The sequence below is a fragment of the Microbacterium sp. ISL-103 genome, from assembly GCF_018613995.1.
GTDB lineage: Bacteria > Actinomycetota > Actinomycetes > Actinomycetales > Microbacteriaceae > Microbacterium.
Genome location: NZ_JAGGPD010000106.1, coordinates 5,612 through 22,680, shown reverse-complemented (window position 1 = coordinate 22,680; position 17,069 = coordinate 5,612). Strand labels below are relative to the sequence as shown.

Below are 17,069 nucleotides of genomic sequence, written 5' to 3'. Positions count from 1 at the left end.
GGGGGGGGGGGGGGGGGGGGGGGGGGGGGGGGGGGGGGGGGGGGGGGGGGGGGGGGGGGGGGGGGGGGGGGGGGGGGGGGGGGGGGGGGGGGGGGGGGGGGGGGGGGGGGGGGGAGATCTGCGGGAGCACATACGGGGGGACGTCGCGCAGCGGAAGACCGGTACCGATGCTGCGGCCAAGCAGCCAATCCGCGACCGTCACCACGGGGTTGAAGTGCGCACCGGACACCGGACCGAGCATCAGGATCAGGACCGTCAGACCGAGGGCCGTGGTCAGGCTGTTCTCCAGCAGCTGGAGACCGACATCGTCCGGGGACAACCGCTGCGCGGCAATACCGGAGCCCACAACGACGGTGACGAGCAGACCGGTTCCGAGGAACTCGGCGGCAGCGCGGCGCAGCGCGTGTGGCCGCTCTGCTTCGGTGAGGGAGGGGTGAGAAGTTTTCATGTCGGCTCATCTTGACCCGAATGTGGTAGTTCAGTCAAGATTGAGACAATGAACACTGAACGAATTGATCAGGTAGCGGCGCGCGCGGCAAAGCATGCTGCGCTCAGCGACCCATCACGCCTGCGAATCGTCGATCGCCTCACACTGGGCGACCTCTCCCCGACCGAGATCGGGGTGGCACTAGGTCTCCCGTCGAACCTCATCACGCACCACCTGAATGTGCTGGAGTCCGTGGGGATGGTGTCACGCTCCCGCTCAGAGGCGGACAAGCGCCGCAGCTACGTCCATCTGACCGACGACGCTCTTCACGGACTCACTCCCGGACGGGCGGAACGCGCGAGCCGTGTCATATTCGTCTGCACCGCGAACTCCGCGCGGTCGCAGCTCGCGGCGGCGTTGTGGTCGACCCACAGCAGCATCCCGGCGTCATCCGGAGGAACGCATCCGGCCGAACGGATAGATCCGGGCGCTGTGGCCGCAGCAGATCGCCACTCGCTCGCTCTGCGGGATGAATCGCCCCGAGCCTTGACTTCGATCCTGAACGATTCAGACTTTGTGGTCACCGTATGCGACAGCGCCCACGAAGAACTTGGCGTTGCCGGACACCTGCACTGGTCGATCCCCGACCCCGTGCGGATCGGCACCGACGACGCCTTCGACACCACCTTTGACGAGCTGGAGCGCCGGATCGCGGAACTCGCACCCCGGCTCGCCGCCAGCTGACTCACCCCGAAAGAGAACCCGTGACTGACGCCACTCCGACCGTCCTTTTCATCTGCCAGCACAACGCCGGCCGCTCGCAGCTCGGCGCAGCCCTCCTGGAACACCTAGCCGGCGACCGCTTCGGCGCCACCTCCGCTGGCCTTTCCCCCGCCGATGAAGTGAACCCGGCCGTAGCCGCCACCATTGCAGAGCTCGGAATGGACATCACCGCTCGGGCACCCCGCGCCGTCACGGTCGAGGACCTGGACACCGCCGACATCGTGGTGCTCATGAAGCCGGGACTCACATTGCCTTCCACGCCCCGCGGAGACGTTCTGGAGTGGTCGTTCCCGAACCCAGAGTCCTGGGACGCCGAAGCAGTCCGCCCGCTGCGCCAGGCCGTATCCGAGAAGATCCAGACCACGCTTCTCAACCGTTGAGCTGATCGGAGCGGGAGCGCCAGACCTCCACACTCGTCCACCGAATACGACTGCCGAAACCCGCTTACGGCGCACGTTTCTGCATCCCTGTCAGCGGCTGCACGGGGCACCTCGCCGGAAACGATCGTTTGCGGCTCGCTCAGCGCCGGAGGTCTGACTGGCCTGCCACTAACGATCTCCAGGAGCGGGTTTTGGCAGGGACTTTCGGCATGAAGGCTGAGTCTGTGATTCGCTGATGGATATGACTCACGAAGAAGAGCGGTTGTCCGGTGGCAACGCGAGTGGGGGCAGCGTTGTTCGAATCGGTGAGACTGTCCGCAAGCCGTGGACGGCTTCGACAGCGAGCGTCATAGCGTTCGTCGAAGCGCTCCGGTCGGCAGGGGTGGACGCGCCAGCTCCGATGGGGCGGGACGACGTGGGGCGTCAGGTGCAGGAGTTCGTGCCTGGGACGCTCGCTATCGAGTCGTATCCGCTTCCTCGCGCTGATCTTCACCGTGTGGGTGCGATGGTGCGAACCATCCACGATGCAAGCGCCATGTACACGCCGCCTGCAGGTGCCGTCTGGGAAACGGCGATACCCGCGCCGTCTCACGAGCTCATTTGCCACAATGACCTCGCGCCCTGGAACCTGCTCATAGGCGAGCGTTGGCTCTTCATCGATTGGGATGCGGCAGCGCCCAGCACTCGCGCCTGGGACCTGGCGTACGCTGCGCAAGCCTTCGCTCTCTCGGACCCCACCCGGGACCCGCACGTAGCTGCTGGTGACCTCGCGGCATTCATCGAGGGATACCGAGCGGAAAGCATCCTGCGGCGCATACTTCCTGACACGATGGGCGAGCGCACAGCGGCAATGTTTCACTTGCTGCGCACGTCTCACGAGGCAGGCAAGGAGCCCTGGGCATCGATGTTCACGGCTGGCCACGGAGACCACTGGTCAGCCGCGGACACGTACGTTCGTTCCCACCGGATCATCTGGCTGGATTCGCTCGGGGTTTCTTGACGAAGTATCTGGTCACCTCAAGGGCCCTGCCGAAAACGATCGTTTGCGGCAGGGCCACCTTGCACTGTGTGAACGAATGCGGCCTTGCGACTTAGCGGCGAGCCGCGCGCCGCTTACGCTGGCTCGGCAGGAGTCCGAGCACCAGCGGAACGATGATTCCGAGGGCGCAAACGATGGCGAGGATCGGGGTAGTCATGCGACCGATCGTCCCATGAATACGGCGTCATGGGTAGGGCGCCAATGCGCTGACGTTTTCGGCGATCATCAGGCTCCTCCACCGGAAACGATCGTTTTCGGTGGACCCTTGCCTAGGTTTCTCTGATCGCAATCCCCGCATACTCAACGACGAGTCCTGAGCTGTCGTACCGCAGATCGCACGCGGACTCGAAGGTCGATGACTCGTAGTGGAACAGAATCTGCTTCGGGCCTGCGTCGATCAATGTGTAGCGCTGTTCGAGACGTTCCACACGGAGGTCATCGGCTCGGACAAAAGCTGCCGGTACGTCAACACCGACTCCCTCAATGAAGTCGAGACGGTGGAGGGGGAGCGTGTTCGTCACCGCGGAGGACTCGAAGTCAACATCCAGGCAGCCGTCAAGCTCAGGTCGCGGCTCCCCGTTCGCGGTCCACCCTCCGTCGGAGTCACGCGACAGCGTCAGTTCGCCCTTCCCCTCAGCCGTCACGTTGGACGCATGCACCGCCACAGTTTTCCAGGCATGGTCCACTGTCACGTCATAGCCGACCGACCACAGCGCACAGGACTCGTGTGCGGTGGTATGACCGCTTAGAAGATAACCAGCGCTCAGAGCCTTGAAGAATACAACCTCGAAGCCAGCTCTCGCGTCTGTGTGAGTCCATCTCGCCCCGCCGGGTGGTGTCGTCAGTCTCATGAACGGGAATCTATCGTTTTAGGCGGCTTCTCGGTTCCGGAACCTGATCGCCCAAAACCTGGTTCTGAATCGGCCGCCGTTTGCGGCCGCCCTGTCTCGCGATCGCAGCAAGCCGCCACAAACGATCGTTTACGGCAGGGAGAGCTTGCGGCCGGATGCCGAGCACTCAGCTCGCGCTGAGAATCAGATATCGCTCATCATCGGTTCGCCCGCCCCAGTACACGTCGTCATCCAGCATCTGCAGTTGAACGTCGGCCCGAAGACTCCCGACGAGTCGAGCACACTCGGATGCCTCCAGACCCACACCATTACTCCACCTGCCTTCGATCAGGACGAGCACTCCGCCTGGAGCCAGCAACTCGATCCATCTCTGCAGTGCGTCGGAGGGGTCGCGCATCGCCCACAAGACGTGGCGGCAAAGAATCACGTCGAATGAAGCCGGCGGTAACGGTGGCTCCGAGGCATCCGCCACTGTGAAGACCGGGCGCGGTACGACGTTGGTCGCCTTCTCGCGCGCCCGTCGGATCATCTCGGTCGAGAAGTCCACTCCGTGCACGAGGTGCTGTCCCTCCTCCGCGAGAAGAGTGGACAGAGTTCCCGTGCCGCACCCCAAATCTGCAACGCGGCGGCCGGGTTCCCCGATCACCGGGGGAGTAGCAGATCGGCCCACGCGCGACGGACGACAGGATCGCGGAGACCATGATCAGCGGCCTGATCGAACGTCTCTGCCTCTCGGTCCCACAATTCCTTCGCGTCTTCGATCACTCGTCCGATCCTTGCAGGAAGCACTCCGGCATTCCACCCTCGCTGAACCGTCGAGTTTCGACTCTCCGCGTCCGCGAGCGATTGGACAGCCACACCCCGAACACGACGCCGAGCAGCACGATTACGGCCATGGCAATGCCGACGATCTGCAGCAAATCGAGGAACGACGGCAGCAGCGGGTTCGGCTCCATCCGCAGAGCCAATGCGCACGGCTACATGAGAACCACCCTCGGGGTGACCGCCTCCGCCTCCGTTCTATCTCGCTCTCAGGTTCGGCATCAAGTCCGCGTGTCGCCGACTGCGCCGCGCCAGCACTGGAAACGCGCTCTCACCTGCTCAGCCACATCTCACTTCCCTGTCTGGCCCTTTACCGACGATAAGACCAGTTATCGCAGCTATCCGGCGCGGCTCAAGTTGCTTCAACACCCGGTGCATGGGGTGCTTCAACGCAGCTAAGATCCGTCGAGGACTGCTCGTCCAATCAATGCCAAGGGGTCTCATGAGTCGTAGCTCGAAAGATGTGTATAGCTCGCTGTCAACGATTCGTCGGGTTCTATCCACGCATGTCGACCCGAGCGCATCACCGCTTCGGTTAGGTCGCGTCCGCGATGAAGCTCTATACAGCATGCGGATCGCTGCGTCACGCAATGGCGAGAAAACGGGAGCGCTGCTGCTGCGCCTTGAGCTACTAGACCGTGCCATTCGAGCGGTTCGCAGCAGCGGTTTGATCAAGGACCATGACCGCGTCGTGAACGAGGTCGTCTCGATGATTGCGAGTATCGGACGCGGCCAAGCCCGTTCGGTGAGATCGTCGGTCACCGCGATGATCTCCGATCTCGCAGAATGCCTTGGGACTGTCCCGCAGCGTGTCGCGGGGATGTCGCGCAACGCGCGCAAACCCGCTTCAGAGAGCGACATACGTTTCATCGTCGGGCTATCCAAGCCCGAGTGGAACAAGACCATCGTTCGCCTCCGCGCTGCGAAGAATCTACTGAGCACACCACTCGCTGCTCGCATTGCGGAGGCTGACGACCGACCAATAGACCTCCAAGTGGCCACACGGCTCGCAGCAACCGCGGACGCTCGTACGGAACAGCACGAAGTTCTTCCGCCCGAATACGACCGCTCTGAAGAGAGGATGCGCCTTTCAGAGGTTTCAGTCTCAGGCTTTCGCGGTAGTGCGGGCCGGGTCACGCTGAGCATCGGCGACGCGGGTGAATCCAGCGATGTACTCCTGTGGGGAGACAACGGAATGGGGAAGTCGACGCTCATTGACGGGCTGGAGTTCGCGCTGCAGGGAAGGGTCGACCGCTCCGCAGACTTCAACAGCACACTGCGCCCCTCAGTCAGGAACTTGAGCTCCGCAGATGTTGCTGCAAGCGTCAAGCTGAGCGACGGCTCATCGGTGCATCGATCGTTGGTAAAGAACGCCGCGGGTAGAGACGAACCCTCGACGGGTCCGGTTCGGCCGGGGTTTCGCATCGCACCGCTAGTCATCCGCCGAGCCGACATCCTGCGGTTCCTTGATACAGAGTCACTTTCGCGTGGAACCGTCTTCTTCGACTACTTCCCTGATCCGAACGGTAGCTTGGGCATGCGGCCGGATGAAGAGCTCCGCTCGCTCGAGGAGGAACAGCACGTACTACGCCTGGTTCGCGACAACGGCGCCCAGCAGCTCGAGAAGCTTTTCCCTGACGAGAAATCTGATCTCCGCAATGCAACAGCTCTGAATAACTTTGTCGACCGAATGCAACGCCCGTCGGCCTTCGGGCCCAGTCGGCTGTCTGCGGAAGCCGCGCGGGTGGTGGCAGAGGTCAGCAAAGCCCAGCAACGGCTCTCGAGCATCAAGAAGAAGTTGGATGCTGGGATTCAAAAGCTCAACCCGATCGCCTATCGGGAGCAACTCAATCGAGTGGTGCCGATTCTTCAATCTGCTACGGGTGATCTGACCACGAGCTTTAAGAAGGTCACGAACGCGGAACATGTAAAGGCAATCAAAGTCTTAGTCGCGCGGTCCGGGCCAGTGAGCCTCGACGTGCTGGTCGAATTTGACGATGGTTCCCTTGCGCTACCTCAGCAGGTCTTCAGCGAGGGGTACAAGGACCTCGTCGCACTACTGTTCTTCTTGACGGTAGCCAAACGAGCCGCCGCGTTGGGCCAAGCGCGTGTATTGGTTCTCGATGACGCCTTGCAAAGCGTGGATGCGACTATCCGACTCGGACTCATGGAACACGTGCTCGACGAATTTCACGATTGGCAACTGATCATCACCGGCCACGACCGCGCATGGCTTGAGCAAGTCAGAGCGCTCTTCCAACGCAAAGGCCGACGATTCGTTGAGCGTCATGTGCACCGATGGTCATACAACAACGGCATCCAGGTATCAGGCCCACCGTCCAATCGAGCCGAATCACTAAGTAACGCGATGAGCGGCACAGACGATCGTTTGACTACGGCCGCTGCTGGCCTGCTACTCGAAGAGGTCACGCAGCAGGTGAGCTGGAGGATCGGATCTAGTGTGACTCGAAGACAAGGAGATCGCTACACCCTTGGTGACCTCTGGCCCAGTATCGCGAAGCACTTGAAGAAGACCCAGCTCGCGACGACGATCGAGGCGATCACGTCAAGAATCGACCTTCGCAATCAGCTCGGCGCTCACTACAACGACTGGGCTGATGGCATCGCTGGAACGGATGTGATTAGCTTCGCCGAGAAGGTCATGACCCTCTACTCCGCGACCCACTGTTCAACTTGCGCCGACTGGGTTCGGCGATCCGGGAACGCGATCAGCTGCCCATGCGGCGAGAAGGTCCTCGTCTTGACATCGTAAGTGTTCCTTCACCGCGACGACTCATGCGCATCTTAGCGGCGCTGGAAAACGCTGGGACGATCCCAATGAGTGCGCGTACCGACGAGCTACATCGTCGTTGTCCTAGTAGTCCTTGATGCCGAGTGCCTTGCGCATGGCCTCGCCGAGCACCGACTCCGCCCGATTCACTTTGTCCAGATCCATCTCTTCGGGCGGACTCATCGAGGCAATGAGAGCACCATACGCGTCGCTCACTGTCTTCGGTCCTAGGATCACGAGGGGCGCCATTCTTTCCGCTACCGCATCGCCGAGCTCATTGAGGTGGGCGGTTCGTTCCTGCAATCGGGCAGCGGTAACTTGACGCTTGTTCTCTGAAATCTTTCCCGCCTGAACGTCGCGAACTATCGCGACGATCTCAGCCGCGACGGCTCGAACGGTGCTTCCGATGTGAACGGTGCGGGTGTATGCCTCATACCGTTGCTCGCGCACCCAGCGCTCGTGCTCGCGACGTCCCTGTATCCACGCGCCCACGAGTCCCGCGACGATCGTAAGCGTGACGCCGACGATCGGTAACAAGGCCAGGATCGCCGGGTCGATAGCCACGGTTGTCATCGAGGCGGCGGCGATCGTCATGAAGAGAGCATACTGACGAGCTCAGTTACCGTTTCCCGTCCTACGACGTTTCGCCCAATCAGGATCGGGCACCGGGGGCGCGGCACGCTTGCTGGGAGCATCGGTGCCTCCGAGGGATGCCACCTCCAGCACTTCGACAAAGAACGCACTCAGGCGCACGAATCGCACAACCGCCAAGACCAGACCGGCCTCGAAGATCCATCGGATGATTTCGGGGGTCAGCGGTTGAGGGCTGGTCGCAGTGACGGCGGGTGGGTTAGACGGGTCAAGCAGGAGTCCGAAGATGGCGATCAGCGCGCACAGCAAGGCCGTGCGGAACACGCTGCGCCAGTTACGAGCGAGATCGGCGCCGCCGGCTTCACGCAGCGTGTCTGCGCGCTCGCCTTTCGCCGAGCCGAGCTGGCCGATCGCGACCGCGCTAAATGATCCGAGCAGTGACACGACGATCGCCGCGGCGGAGTAGACGGCACGCCGATCCGGCGCCGATGCTGCGGCGAGAACGTCTAGCCAAGGCCACCACAGGATCAACAGGAGGTGCGCCCCGACGATGGCGGCGGCAATGACGTAGTCGAGCCAGATGCGGTCGATCCAGAGGTCGCGAACGTCTGCCGATAGCTTGACTAGAGCCTTGAGCATGACCGCTCCTCCCTTCGATCTCACCCTGATTCTCGCAGGGGCCACAGACAACGCGTCAGGCGTTCACGATCTTGCGCAACTCCTGCTCATGCTCGATCGCCACGTCGATGATTGCGCGTACCGCCGACTCGTTTCGAATGGGGCTACCATCATCCGCCGTCGTCGAAATCTTCCTCTTCGCGGTAATCTTCTGCTTCGCGAAGTCTACGTCCACGCCATGCCGCTTGTCGTCAGCTTCGATGTACACGAGTCGCCCCTTCGCGCTTCGAATCTCGTTGTTGTCAGAAGCCTCAGCGATCACCTTCGCCTCCTCGCGAACAGCTCTCCGCCCCTCGGCCATGTCCTTCGCGCGACCCGGCTGCAGAATAACTGTGACGACCATCGAGCCGTACTCTTCCTTGACGGCTCGAAGAACATTCGAAAGCTTCGCCCCACGCTTCTCCAGCGCATCTGCCTTATTGGTGTGCACCTTGATTGAGATGCGATCAAGCTCAGCGGACTGATTGATCATCTGCTGGATTTCGTGCGACACCATCGGCTCGGTGTCTACGACGAATCCGTCCCCCAAGATCTTCAGGTTGTTGAGCCACAACGTGAACGAGCTGGGCGTGGGGGCCGTAGTCGAACCCTGGATGAGCCCGATCACGTTTCCGTAGTCCAGGAAGGCGATGATGGACGGCTCTACCAGCTGGGTCGCGTCTTCCAGCTTCAGTTCGCCGATCGTGTCCTTTTTCTCGTCGTAGATATCGAGCCAGGCGTCCTGATCCCGCACGAGCATCAGCTTCAGGTGATACGCGCCGTCCACATGCATCACCTCTCCGATGAGGGTGCGATCAGGGCCATTCCAGACCCGATCGTGAAGCGGTACGCTCGCGAGCGCCTTGAGTATGGCCTGCCAGTCGGCCTGCTTCATCCGTTCGTTGGACGTCACGTTGACCCACTTCACTACCTCGTAGAAGTTGATCGTGCGTTCACGTAGTTTCGGGCCAGACTGTGCCATGTGCCCCCTCCTCACAGTGCGACTATTCACACTCACGCTAGCGGTAAGCCGACGCGACCCAGGGGAACTTCCGCCTAGAACCTCGCGAATGTGCCTACTAAATCCGAGATGCTCCTCTTCGGCCCGATTCGCGAGGATCTCGATGAGCGTTGTCCGATGGCGTGTAGCGCCTCCGGCAAGGTTGCGATCTGAATGCGAGCGCCGAGGATGACAGTCGCGTCTGGCGAGCTCGGAGTGGGTTCACCTGCTGGTGTAGTGCAAGTTGCGGCTCCCGGCGAAGTGCATCGTGGCGATAAAAGATCTGTTTATCTAGGTTCACGGTGGCCATGGTCGTGATCGCGTACTCGGCGGTGGCAGCACCGGTGTCGTCGCCGAACAGGACGGCGGCGCGGCTGCGGGTGAGCGGAGGGAGGGTGTTCATGTGTTCCTTCTTTCTCTGGGCGGACGCACGTGCGTCCGGAGTGGCGGGCCGTCGTCACGACGGCATCGGTGTCGATGCGAGGACGCTCAGCAGCAGCGGTGCGACGCCGAGCAGGAGGAACGCCGGAAGCGTGCAGACGCCGAGCGGGATCAGCAGTGCGGTCGAGAGCTTCGCCGCGCGCATCCGACCGTCGACCCGTGACGCATGGCGTTCCTGGCTCGCCGACGCGCGAAGCAGCTCACCGGCCGGAACACCCGCCACGTGGGACAGCTCGAGGACGGCACTGATGCGGTCATCATCGCCGTGGCGCGACGCCGGGCTCTCGGCGACGAGTCGCACAGCACGGTCGATCGATGCGCCGCCCGAGAGAGCGACCGCGACGAGTTCGGCCCGCATCCCCGGCGTCCCCGGGCCGGGGCGCGCTCGGCGCAGCAGCCGAGAGGTCCACCCCCGGGCGGCGAGCACGAGCAGCAGCCCCGCCACGAGGCACCCCGCGCCCGCGGGGGTGCCGACGATCACGCCGAGGGTGTCGAATCCGAGCGCGAACCCGAGCAGAAGACCTGCGAACGGCATCCAGAGCAGCAGCCTGGCCGTGCCCGCAGGCTCCGCGAGGGCGATGCGCACGTCGTCGGCGGCCGACGCAGCGTCTCTGAGGGTCTCGGCGGTCATGCGCAGCACCTCGGCGAGTGGAGCACCGACGATGGTCGCGACCTCCCACGCCGCCGCGAGGTCTCTCCACGCGCCGCCCTCGGCGTCGATCGCTGCGATCAGCGGAACGCCGTCGTCGAGACGCGCGACCACCGCCGCCGCGTGCGCATCGCCGATCGATGCCAGGTGGCGCCACGCGACCGTCGGCACCGCACCCGCCTGAAGGAGCACGGCGAGCGTCTGCACCGAGGTCGCCGTGTCGGAATCGGGCCGAGGAGTCGTGCGGCGCCATGCCCTCACCACGGACGCACCTCTTCTATATCGAGGCGATCGCCCTCGAGGGTGAACCGCCCGGCCTGCGCGATGCGTCGCCGTCCACCGAGGGCGCGCTCGAGATGCAGGACGACCGTGAAGGCGCTCACCACCTGTCGAGCCAGTGCGGTCGCATCCATTCCGGCCAGAGCACCGAGCGCCTCGAGTCTCGCGGGAACATCGCTCAGTCCGCTCGCATGAAGGGTGCCGGCGCCACCGTCGTGGCCGGTGTTCAGCGCAGTGAGCAGCTCTCTGACCTCTTCCCCTCGGCATTCGCCCACCACGAGACGATCCGGACGCATCCGCAGCGACTCCCGCACGAGCCGCGCGAGGCCGATGCCTCCTGCCCCTTCGAGATTCGACTGGCGTGCTTCGAGAGCGACGTGATGCGGATGGCGCGGACGCAGCTCGGCCACGTCTTCGATCGTGACGATGCGCTCGGCATCCGGCACCTCCGACAGAAGCGCCGAGAGAAGCGTCGTCTTGCCGGTGCCGGTGCCCCCGGTGATGAGGATGTTGGCCCTCGCCGCGACCAGTCCGAGAAGCCAGCAGTGCTGCCTGGCATCGAACGCGTCGAGCGCGGCGAGCGCGGCGAGGTCGACGGCGCGTACTCGAGGGACGCGGATGGACAACGCCGTTCCCGAGGTCGACACCGGCGCGAGCACCGCATGAACCCTGATGCCGGACTGCAGTCGGACATCGACACAGGGCGCCTGATCGTCGAGGTGCCGCCCGCCGAGGCCGACCAGGGCGACGGCGAGGTCGCGCACCTCGCGTTCCGACGCACTCCAGCTCGCCACCCGCTCGGTGCCGTGCCCGCGGTCGACGAACAGGCCCGCGGCGCCGTTGACGAAGATGTCCGTGACCTCTTCGTCGAGGCAGTGCTCGGCGAGCGGGCCGAAGACCGGATCGATGTCGAGCGGAGACGGGGCGAGCGTGTGCGCGCCCGCACCCGGCATCGACGTGCCGCGCGGCTGGATGATGAAGGGATCGGGCATCCCCCGAAGCTAGACGGGCCCGCCCACCCGGTTGCTCGCGAGCGGCGGCATCGCGCGACCGCTGTGAGGAACCACCGCACGCCCGCACCTGTGCAGACGCGGACGGCAGGCGGCAGGCGGTGGACGGCAGGCGGCGGACGGCAGACGGCAGACGGCGACAGCCGATGCGAACGGGCGACGGTCGCGCACTGAGCCCGTCCGGCGAGAGCGCTCCCAACGAAGAGGGGCGGCATCTCACGGGGGGAATGAGATGCCGCCCACGGCGCACCCTCAGGGGGAATCGGGCACGCCAAGGCCAGAATGAGAATTCGGCTGTCGTCGAGTGTACGCAAGGCAACCGTCCTGACAAAACCAGCTCCACTACCTACTTTCGGCAGTATGCGGCCTCCAGGGCCGAGACTAGATTCGCCCTGACCTGATCGTGCCCGCGCGGTCATGCCCGCACGACCTGCCATGCCGCAAAGGAGCGTCTGCCGATGAGCAGCCAGATCGATCATCTTCTCGATGAGACCCGCCAGTTCCCGCCGTCCGAGGAGTTCGTCGCGCAGTCGGTGTCGTCACCGGCTCTGTACGAGCGCGCTGCCGCCGATCGCGAGGCGTTCTGGGCCGAGCAGTCCCGGGNNCCGCCGTTCGCGAAGTGGTTCGACGACGGTGAGCTGAACGTCGCCTACAACTGCCTCGACCGCCACGTCGAGGCTGGCAACGGCGGCCGCGTCGCGCTGCACTGGGAGGGCGAACCCGGCGACTCGCGCACCATCACGTACGCCGAGCTCACCGATGAGGTGAAGCGCGTGGCCAACGTGCTCGAAGGACTCGGCGTCGGCCACGGCGACCGCGTCGCCATCTACCTGCCGATGATCCCCGAGGCCGTCGCCGCGATGCTCGCCGTCGCCAGGGTCGGGGCCATCCACTCGGTCGTGTTCGGCGGGTTCAGCGCCGACAGCCTGCGCTCGCGCATCGACGACGCCGGGGCGAAGCTCGTCATCACCGCCGACGGCGGCTACCGCAAGGGTCGCGTGTCGGCGCTGAAGCCCGCGGTCGACCAGGCGCTGTCCGACCGCGGCGACGGCGAGCAGCAGACCGTCGAGCACGTGCTCGTCGTCCGCCGCGGCGAGAACGAGGTCGACTGGGAAGACGGACGCGACCTGTGGTGGCACGACGTGGTGCCGGCAGCATCCGCCGAGCACACGGCAGCGGCGTTCCCCGCCGAGAACCCCCTCTTCATCCTCTACACGTCAGGCACGACGGGAAAGCCCAAGGGCATCCTGCACACGTCGGGCGGCTACCTCACCCAGGCCGCGTACTCGCACAAGTACGTGTTCGATCTGCACCCCGAGACCGATGTCTACTGGTGCACGGCCGACATCGGCTGGATCACCGGGCACAGCTACGTCACGTACGGTCCGCTCGCGAACGGCGCGACCCAGGTCATCTACGAGGGCACCCCCGATTCGCCGCACCCCGGCCGCTGGTGGGAGATCATCGAGAAGTACAAGGTCTCGATCTTCTACACGGCTCCCACCGCGATCCGCTCGTTCATGAAGATCGGCCGCAGCGTGCCTGCGAAGTTCGACCTGTCGTCGCTGCGCCTGCTCGGCTCGGTGGGCGAACCCATCAACCCCGAGGCGTGGATCTGGTACCGCGATGTGATCGGCGCCGGCACGACGCCGATCGTCGACACCTGGTGGCAGACCGAGACGGGCGCGATCATGGTGTCGGCGCTCCCCGGGGTCACGGCGACCAAGCCCGGCTCGGCCCAGGTGCCGCTGCCCGGCATCGCGATCGACGTCGTCGACGAGGCGGGCGCCGAGGTCGGCAACGGCAACGGCGGCCTGCTCGTCGTGACCGAGCCGTGGCCGAGCATGCTGCGCGGCATCTGGGGCGACCCCGAGCGCTTCAAGGAGACGTACTGGGACAAGTTCGAGAAGCAGGGCTATTACTTCGCGGGCGACGGCGCACGCCTCGATCAGGATGGCGACCTGTGGCTGCTCGGACGCGTCGACGACGTCATGAACGTCTCGGGTCACCGGCTCTCGACCGCCGAGATCGAATCCTCCCTGGTCGCTCACGAGGCCACCGCCGAAGCCGCCGTCGTCGGAGCAGCTGACGAGACGACCGGCCAGGCGGTCGTCGCCTTCGTCATCATCAAGGAGAGCTACCTGTCGGCCCACGACCCGGCCGGTCTCGCCCAGCAGCTGCGCCTGTGGGTCGGCGAGCAGATCGGTGCGATCGCCCGCCCGCGCGACGTGTACATCGTCGGCGAGCTGCCCAAGACCCGGTCGGGCAAGATCATGCGCCGGCTGCTGCGTGACGTCGCAGAGGGGCGCGAGGTCGGCGACACCACGACACTCGCCGACACCGCGGTCATGAGCATCATCTCGGCCCAGGTCAAGTAGCCGCAGACGACGAACGCCCCCTCTCGAATCGAGAGGGGGCGTTCGTCATGCAGGGCGTCAGGCGAGGATGAAGGTGACCTCGACCTCGACGGGGCTGTCGAGCGGCAGCACGGGCACGCCGACGGCCGCACGCACGTGCTGACCTGCGTCGCCGAAGATCTCGCCCAGCACCAGGCTTGCGCCGTTGATGACCCCGGGCTGGCCCGAGAAGTCGGGGGTCGATGCCACGAAGCCACCGACACGCAGCACTCCGCGGATGTTGTCGACGCCACCGGCGGCAGCCGCAGCGGCCGCGAGGGCGTTCAGCGCGCAGGTGCGGGCGTAGGCGTTGGCGTCGTCGGCGGTGACCTCGGCGCCGACCTTTCCGGTCGCAGGCAGTGCGCCGCCGGTGAAGGGCAGCTGGCCCGAGGTGTAGACGAGTCCGTCGTGCACGACGGCCGGCACGTATGCCGCGACGGGAGCGGCGACGACGGGCAGCTCGATTCCGAGCTCGGTCAGGCGCTGCGAGATGCTCATGCCGCTCCTCCCTCGAACTGACGGGATGCTTCGGCTGCTGCAGCGAGGCCCGCGGCGTTGCCCGCGGCATCCGCCGTCACCGGGCGCTTCAAGTAGGCGACGAGCCCGCCCTCGGGTCCCTGCACGACCTGCACGAGTTCCCACCCCTGCTTGCCCCAGTTGTTGAGGATCGCGGCGGTGTTGTGGATCAGCAGAGGCGTGGTGAGATACTCCCACTTGGTCATGGCACTCCTGTCTGGCCGCATCGGCGCGCGCGGATGCGTCAAAGGCGGTATTCAGGGAACTCCCCTACGATCTAGCGTATGCCTCAAAAGAATCGCACGGTGAAAGGTGCGCTCGGCGGAGTCCTCGGACTCGTCGGGCTCAGCGCCGTAGCCGGCCTCCTCGTCGCGGCCAGCGTCACCCCGGTCCTCGCCATGACGGGTATCGCCGGATCCCAGGCCCTCACCATCTTCGACAAGCTCCCGGCCAACCTGCAGGTGAACCGGCCGATGGAGCAGTCGACCATCTACGCGATGAACTCGGAGGACAAGCCGGTCGAGCTGGCGTCGTTCTACGAGCAGAACCGCATCCCGGTGACGTACAACCAGATCAACCCCGTGGTGTACGACGCGATCCTCTCGAGTGAGGACAAGGACTACTTCACGCACGGCGGAATCAACGTCGGCGCGACGACCAAGGCCCTGGTCGACAACCTGCGCGGCACCGACGACCGCGGCGCCTCGACGATCACCCAGCAGTACGTGAAGAACGTCCTGATCCAGGAGTGCGAGCAGGAGGCCGACCCCGCGTCCGGCACCTACGCCGACGATCTGCAGGCGTGCTGGGAGGCGGCCACGAACGCGAAGGGCGCCGAGGGCGTCGAGCGCAAGCTGCAGGAGATGCGCTACGCCCTGCAGATCGAGAAGGAGTACTCGAAGAACGACATCCTTCTCGGGTACCTCAACATCGCCAACTTCGGCGGCACGGTCTACGGCATCGAGTCGGCGGCCAACTACTACTTCTCGACCACGGCGGCGAAGCTCACGGCAGCGCAGGCTGCCACGATCGCCGGCATGGTGCAGAACCCGAACCTGTACCGCATCGACAAAGAGGCGGGCACCTGGACCGACAAGGACGGCGTCGCCCACAACAGCAAGGCAGACGGCTATGCGATGACGCTCGAGCGTCGTCACTACGTGCTCCAGCGCATGCTGACCCTCGGCAAGATCACACAGGCTCAGTACGACGAGGCGGATGCGTCGCCGATCACGCCCGCGATCACCCAGCCCACCCAGGGCTGCGTCTCGGCAGGCAACGTGGCGCGCAGCGCGTACTTCTGCGAGTACGTGAAGTCGGTCGTCCTCACCGACCCCGCGTTCGGCGAGAACGAGACCGCTCGCAAGGATCTGCTGCGTCAGGGCGGCCTGAAGATCTACACGACGATGAACATCGACATCCAGAACGCGGCTGCGAACGCGATGAACGAGCTGGTGCCGAAGAACCCCGACAACCAGTACTTCGGCGCGGCCGGGGTCTCGATCGAGACCGGCACGGGCAAGGTCCTCGCCATCACGCAGAACACCACGTTCAGCGAGACGGTGCAGAACGACCAGGCCTACTCGGCGCTGGTCTGGGCCTCCGACCAGGCGCACGGCGGGTCCGGCGGGTTCTCCGTGGGATCGACGTACAAGCTCTTCACGCTGATCGACTGGCTCGAGAAGGGCCACTCGGTTCGTGAGACGCTGAACGGCACCACTCGCCGGATGTCGATCCCCGCCTCGTGCGAGGGCGAGACCTTCACCTTCGACAGCAAGGAGGTCGGTAACTTCAACCGCGTCTCCGGCTACACCGGCAGCGTGATGAGGTTCACCCGCGACTCGCTGAACACCGGCTTCTTCGCGATGGCCGAGAAGCTCGACCTCTGCGACATCAACAAGGTCGCCGACCGCATGGGCGTCACGCCCGCCAAGGGTGGGAAGACGACGGACGAGAACCGTCCCTTCGACGTCCTCGGCTCGAAGTACATCTCACCTCTTGCGATGGCCGGGGCGTACGCGACGGTCGCGAACAAGGGCATCCACTGCACGCCGGTCGCGATCGCACGCGTCGTCGACGGCGACGGCAACGAGCTTCCGGTTCCGGAGTCGACGTGCTCCCAGGTGATCTCCCCCGAGGTCGCCGCCACTGCCGCCTACGCGCTGCAGGGTGTCATGACCGGCGGCGGTACCGGTCAGCGCGCGAACACCGACGACGGCACCCCGCTGATCGGCAAGACCGGTACCCACAACGGCTGGGGAACGATGATGATCGAGTCCAGCACGAAGGTGACGACGGCCGTCTGGGTCGGACGCACGCTGGGCGAGGTCCCGATCAACCAGAGCTGGTACAACGGCTACAAGCTCAGCGACCTGCGCTATCCGGTCGCCCGCGCCGCGCAGCAGGCGGCGAACGCCATCTACGGCGGCGACAGGTG

Annotated in this window: 16 protein-coding genes and 1 pseudogene (1 of these 17 cut by a window edge); 6 read left to right on the top strand and 11 right to left on the bottom strand. The window is 64.8% G+C overall.

Annotated features, from left to right (window positions below):
- Positions 1-115 precede the first annotated feature (115 nt).
- Positions 116-448 (bottom strand): annotated as a pseudogene (locus J7E68_RS04955) (aquaporin); the annotation flags it as partial.
- A gap of 48 nt (positions 449-496) precedes the next feature.
- On the opposite strand from J7E68_RS04955, the gene J7E68_RS04950 reads away from it, so the two are divergent.
- The 3 genes from J7E68_RS04950 (at position 497) to J7E68_RS04940 (ending at position 2,590) form a co-directional block, all read left to right on the top strand.
- Positions 497-1,171, top strand: coding sequence for a helix-turn-helix domain-containing protein (locus tag J7E68_RS04950; protein WP_215170411.1), 675 nt, complete (start codon positions 497-499; stop codon positions 1,169-1,171).
- Positions 1,172-1,191: 20 nt separating this feature from the next.
- Positions 1,192-1,590, top strand: coding sequence for a low molecular weight phosphatase family protein (locus tag J7E68_RS04945; protein ID WP_215170409.1), 399 nt, complete (start codon positions 1,192-1,194; stop codon positions 1,588-1,590).
- A 241-nt stretch (positions 1,591-1,831) separates the two neighbouring features.
- Positions 1,832-2,590: a phosphotransferase gene (locus tag J7E68_RS04940; RefSeq protein WP_215170407.1), complete on the top strand. Its 759-nt coding sequence runs from the start codon at positions 1,832-1,834 to the stop codon at positions 2,588-2,590.
- 308 nt (positions 2,591-2,898) lie between these two features.
- Here the strand turns inward: J7E68_RS04940 and J7E68_RS04935 are convergent, their stop codons facing one another.
- The 3 genes from J7E68_RS04935 to J7E68_RS04925 all read right to left on the bottom strand — a co-directional run bounded on the left by J7E68_RS04935 (position 2,899) and on the right by J7E68_RS04925 (position 4,436).
- Positions 2,899-3,480 (bottom strand): putative glycolipid-binding domain-containing protein, encoded by a 582-nt coding sequence (locus tag J7E68_RS04935; RefSeq protein WP_215170405.1) that lies wholly within the window; start codon positions 3,478-3,480, stop codon positions 2,899-2,901.
- A gap of 166 nt (positions 3,481-3,646) precedes the next feature.
- Positions 3,647-4,126: a class I SAM-dependent methyltransferase gene (locus J7E68_RS04930; RefSeq protein ID WP_215170403.1), complete on the bottom strand. Its 480-nt coding sequence runs from the start codon at positions 4,124-4,126 to the stop codon at positions 3,647-3,649.
- A 115-nt stretch (positions 4,127-4,241) separates the two neighbouring features.
- On the bottom strand, positions 4,242-4,436 hold the full coding sequence (locus J7E68_RS04925) for a hypothetical protein (protein ID WP_215170401.1): 195 nt from the start codon (positions 4,434-4,436) through the stop codon (positions 4,242-4,244).
- Positions 4,437-4,870: 434 nt separating this feature from the next.
- On the opposite strand from J7E68_RS04925, the gene J7E68_RS04920 reads away from it, so the two are divergent.
- Positions 4,871-7,075, top strand: coding sequence for an AAA family ATPase (locus J7E68_RS04920; protein WP_215170399.1), 2,205 nt, complete (start codon positions 4,871-4,873; stop codon positions 7,073-7,075).
- 102 nt (positions 7,076-7,177) lie between these two features.
- Here the strand turns inward: J7E68_RS04920 and J7E68_RS04915 are convergent, their stop codons facing one another.
- From J7E68_RS04915 to J7E68_RS04895, 5 genes are all read right to left on the bottom strand, one after another.
- Positions 7,178-7,687 carry a hypothetical protein gene (locus J7E68_RS04915; RefSeq protein ID WP_215170397.1) on the bottom strand — a complete coding sequence of 170 codons (510 nt, stop codon included), beginning with the start codon at positions 7,685-7,687 and terminating at the stop codon, positions 7,178-7,180.
- A gap of 21 nt (positions 7,688-7,708) precedes the next feature.
- Entirely contained in the window at positions 7,709-8,323 is a 615-nt protein-coding gene (locus J7E68_RS04910) for a hypothetical protein (RefSeq protein WP_215170395.1), read from the bottom strand.
- 55 nt (positions 8,324-8,378) lie between these two features.
- Positions 8,379-9,323 carry a DUF6731 family protein gene (locus J7E68_RS04905; RefSeq protein ID WP_215170394.1) on the bottom strand — a complete coding sequence of 315 codons (945 nt, stop codon included), beginning with the start codon at positions 9,321-9,323 and terminating at the stop codon, positions 8,379-8,381.
- Between the two features lie 475 nt (positions 9,324-9,798).
- Positions 9,799-10,695 carry a type II secretion system F family protein gene (locus J7E68_RS04900; RefSeq protein ID WP_215170385.1) on the bottom strand — a complete coding sequence of 299 codons (897 nt, stop codon included), beginning with the start codon at positions 10,693-10,695 and terminating at the stop codon, positions 9,799-9,801.
- Positions 10,689-11,702 (bottom strand): TadA family conjugal transfer-associated ATPase, encoded by a 1,014-nt coding sequence (locus J7E68_RS04895; RefSeq protein ID WP_215170383.1) that lies wholly within the window; start codon positions 11,700-11,702, stop codon positions 10,689-10,691. Before J7E68_RS04895 ends, J7E68_RS04900 begins: the two co-directional genes overlap by 7 nt.
- A gap of 476 nt (positions 11,703-12,178) precedes the next feature.
- On the opposite strand from J7E68_RS04895, the gene acs reads away from it, so the two are divergent.
- Complete coding sequence (acs, locus tag J7E68_RS04890) at positions 12,179-14,098, top strand: acetate--CoA ligase (RefSeq protein WP_215170381.1); 1,920 nt, start codon at positions 12,179-12,181, stop codon at positions 14,096-14,098.
- 57 nt (positions 14,099-14,155) lie between these two features.
- On the opposite strand, the gene J7E68_RS04885 is transcribed toward acs, so the two are convergent.
- Positions 14,156-14,614: a RidA family protein gene (locus J7E68_RS04885; protein WP_215170379.1), complete on the bottom strand. Its 459-nt coding sequence runs from the start codon at positions 14,612-14,614 to the stop codon at positions 14,156-14,158.
- The gene (locus J7E68_RS04880; RefSeq protein WP_215170377.1) at positions 14,611-14,838 is read right to left on the bottom strand and encodes a DUF4177 domain-containing protein; all 228 of its coding nucleotides are present in this window, start codon (positions 14,836-14,838) and stop codon (positions 14,611-14,613) included. Before J7E68_RS04880 ends, J7E68_RS04885 begins: the two co-directional genes overlap by 4 nt.
- Positions 14,839-14,916: 78 nt before the next feature.
- On the opposite strand from J7E68_RS04880, the gene J7E68_RS04875 reads away from it, so the two are divergent.
- Positions 14,917-17,069, top strand: the 5' portion of a protein-coding gene (locus tag J7E68_RS04875) for a transglycosylase domain-containing protein (protein WP_215170375.1). 361 nt of this gene lie beyond the right edge of the window; only the first 2,153 of its 2,514 coding nucleotides appear in the window; the start codon lies at positions 14,917-14,919; its stop codon lies beyond the right edge, outside the window.

Excerpts from the sequence above, each read along its gene's own strand:
- J7E68_RS04950 (WP_215170411.1), top strand. The coding sequence starts at position 497 with ATGAACACTGAACGAATTGATCAGGTAGCGGCGCGCGCGGCAAAGCAT.
- J7E68_RS04940 (WP_215170407.1), top strand. The coding sequence starts at position 1,832 with ATGACTCACGAAGAAGAGCGGTTGTCCGGTGGCAACGCGAGTGGGGGC.
- J7E68_RS04935 (WP_215170405.1), bottom strand. The coding sequence starts at position 3,480 with ATGAGACTGACGACACCACCCGGCGGGGCGAGATGGACTCACACAGAC.
- J7E68_RS04925 (WP_215170401.1), bottom strand. The coding sequence starts at position 4,436 with ATGGAGCCGAACCCGCTGCTGCCGTCGTTCCTCGATTTGCTGCAGATC.
- J7E68_RS04920 (WP_215170399.1), top strand. The coding sequence starts at position 4,871 with ATGCGGATCGCTGCGTCACGCAATGGCGAGAAAACGGGAGCGCTGCTG.
- J7E68_RS04915 (WP_215170397.1), bottom strand. The coding sequence starts at position 7,687 with ATGACGATCGCCGCCGCCTCGATGACAACCGTGGCTATCGACCCGGCG.
- J7E68_RS04910 (WP_215170395.1), bottom strand. The coding sequence starts at position 8,323 with ATGCTCAAGGCTCTAGTCAAGCTATCGGCAGACGTTCGCGACCTCTGG.
- J7E68_RS04905 (WP_215170394.1), bottom strand. The coding sequence starts at position 9,323 with ATGGCACAGTCTGGCCCGAAACTACGTGAACGCACGATCAACTTCTAC.
- J7E68_RS04895 (WP_215170383.1), bottom strand. The coding sequence starts at position 11,702 with ATGCCCGATCCCTTCATCATCCAGCCGCGCGGCACGTCGATGCCGGGT.
- J7E68_RS04885 (WP_215170379.1), bottom strand. The coding sequence starts at position 14,614 with ATGAGCATCTCGCAGCGCCTGACCGAGCTCGGAATCGAGCTGCCCGTC.
- J7E68_RS04880 (WP_215170377.1), bottom strand. The coding sequence starts at position 14,838 with ATGACCAAGTGGGAGTATCTCACCACGCCTCTGCTGATCCACAACACC.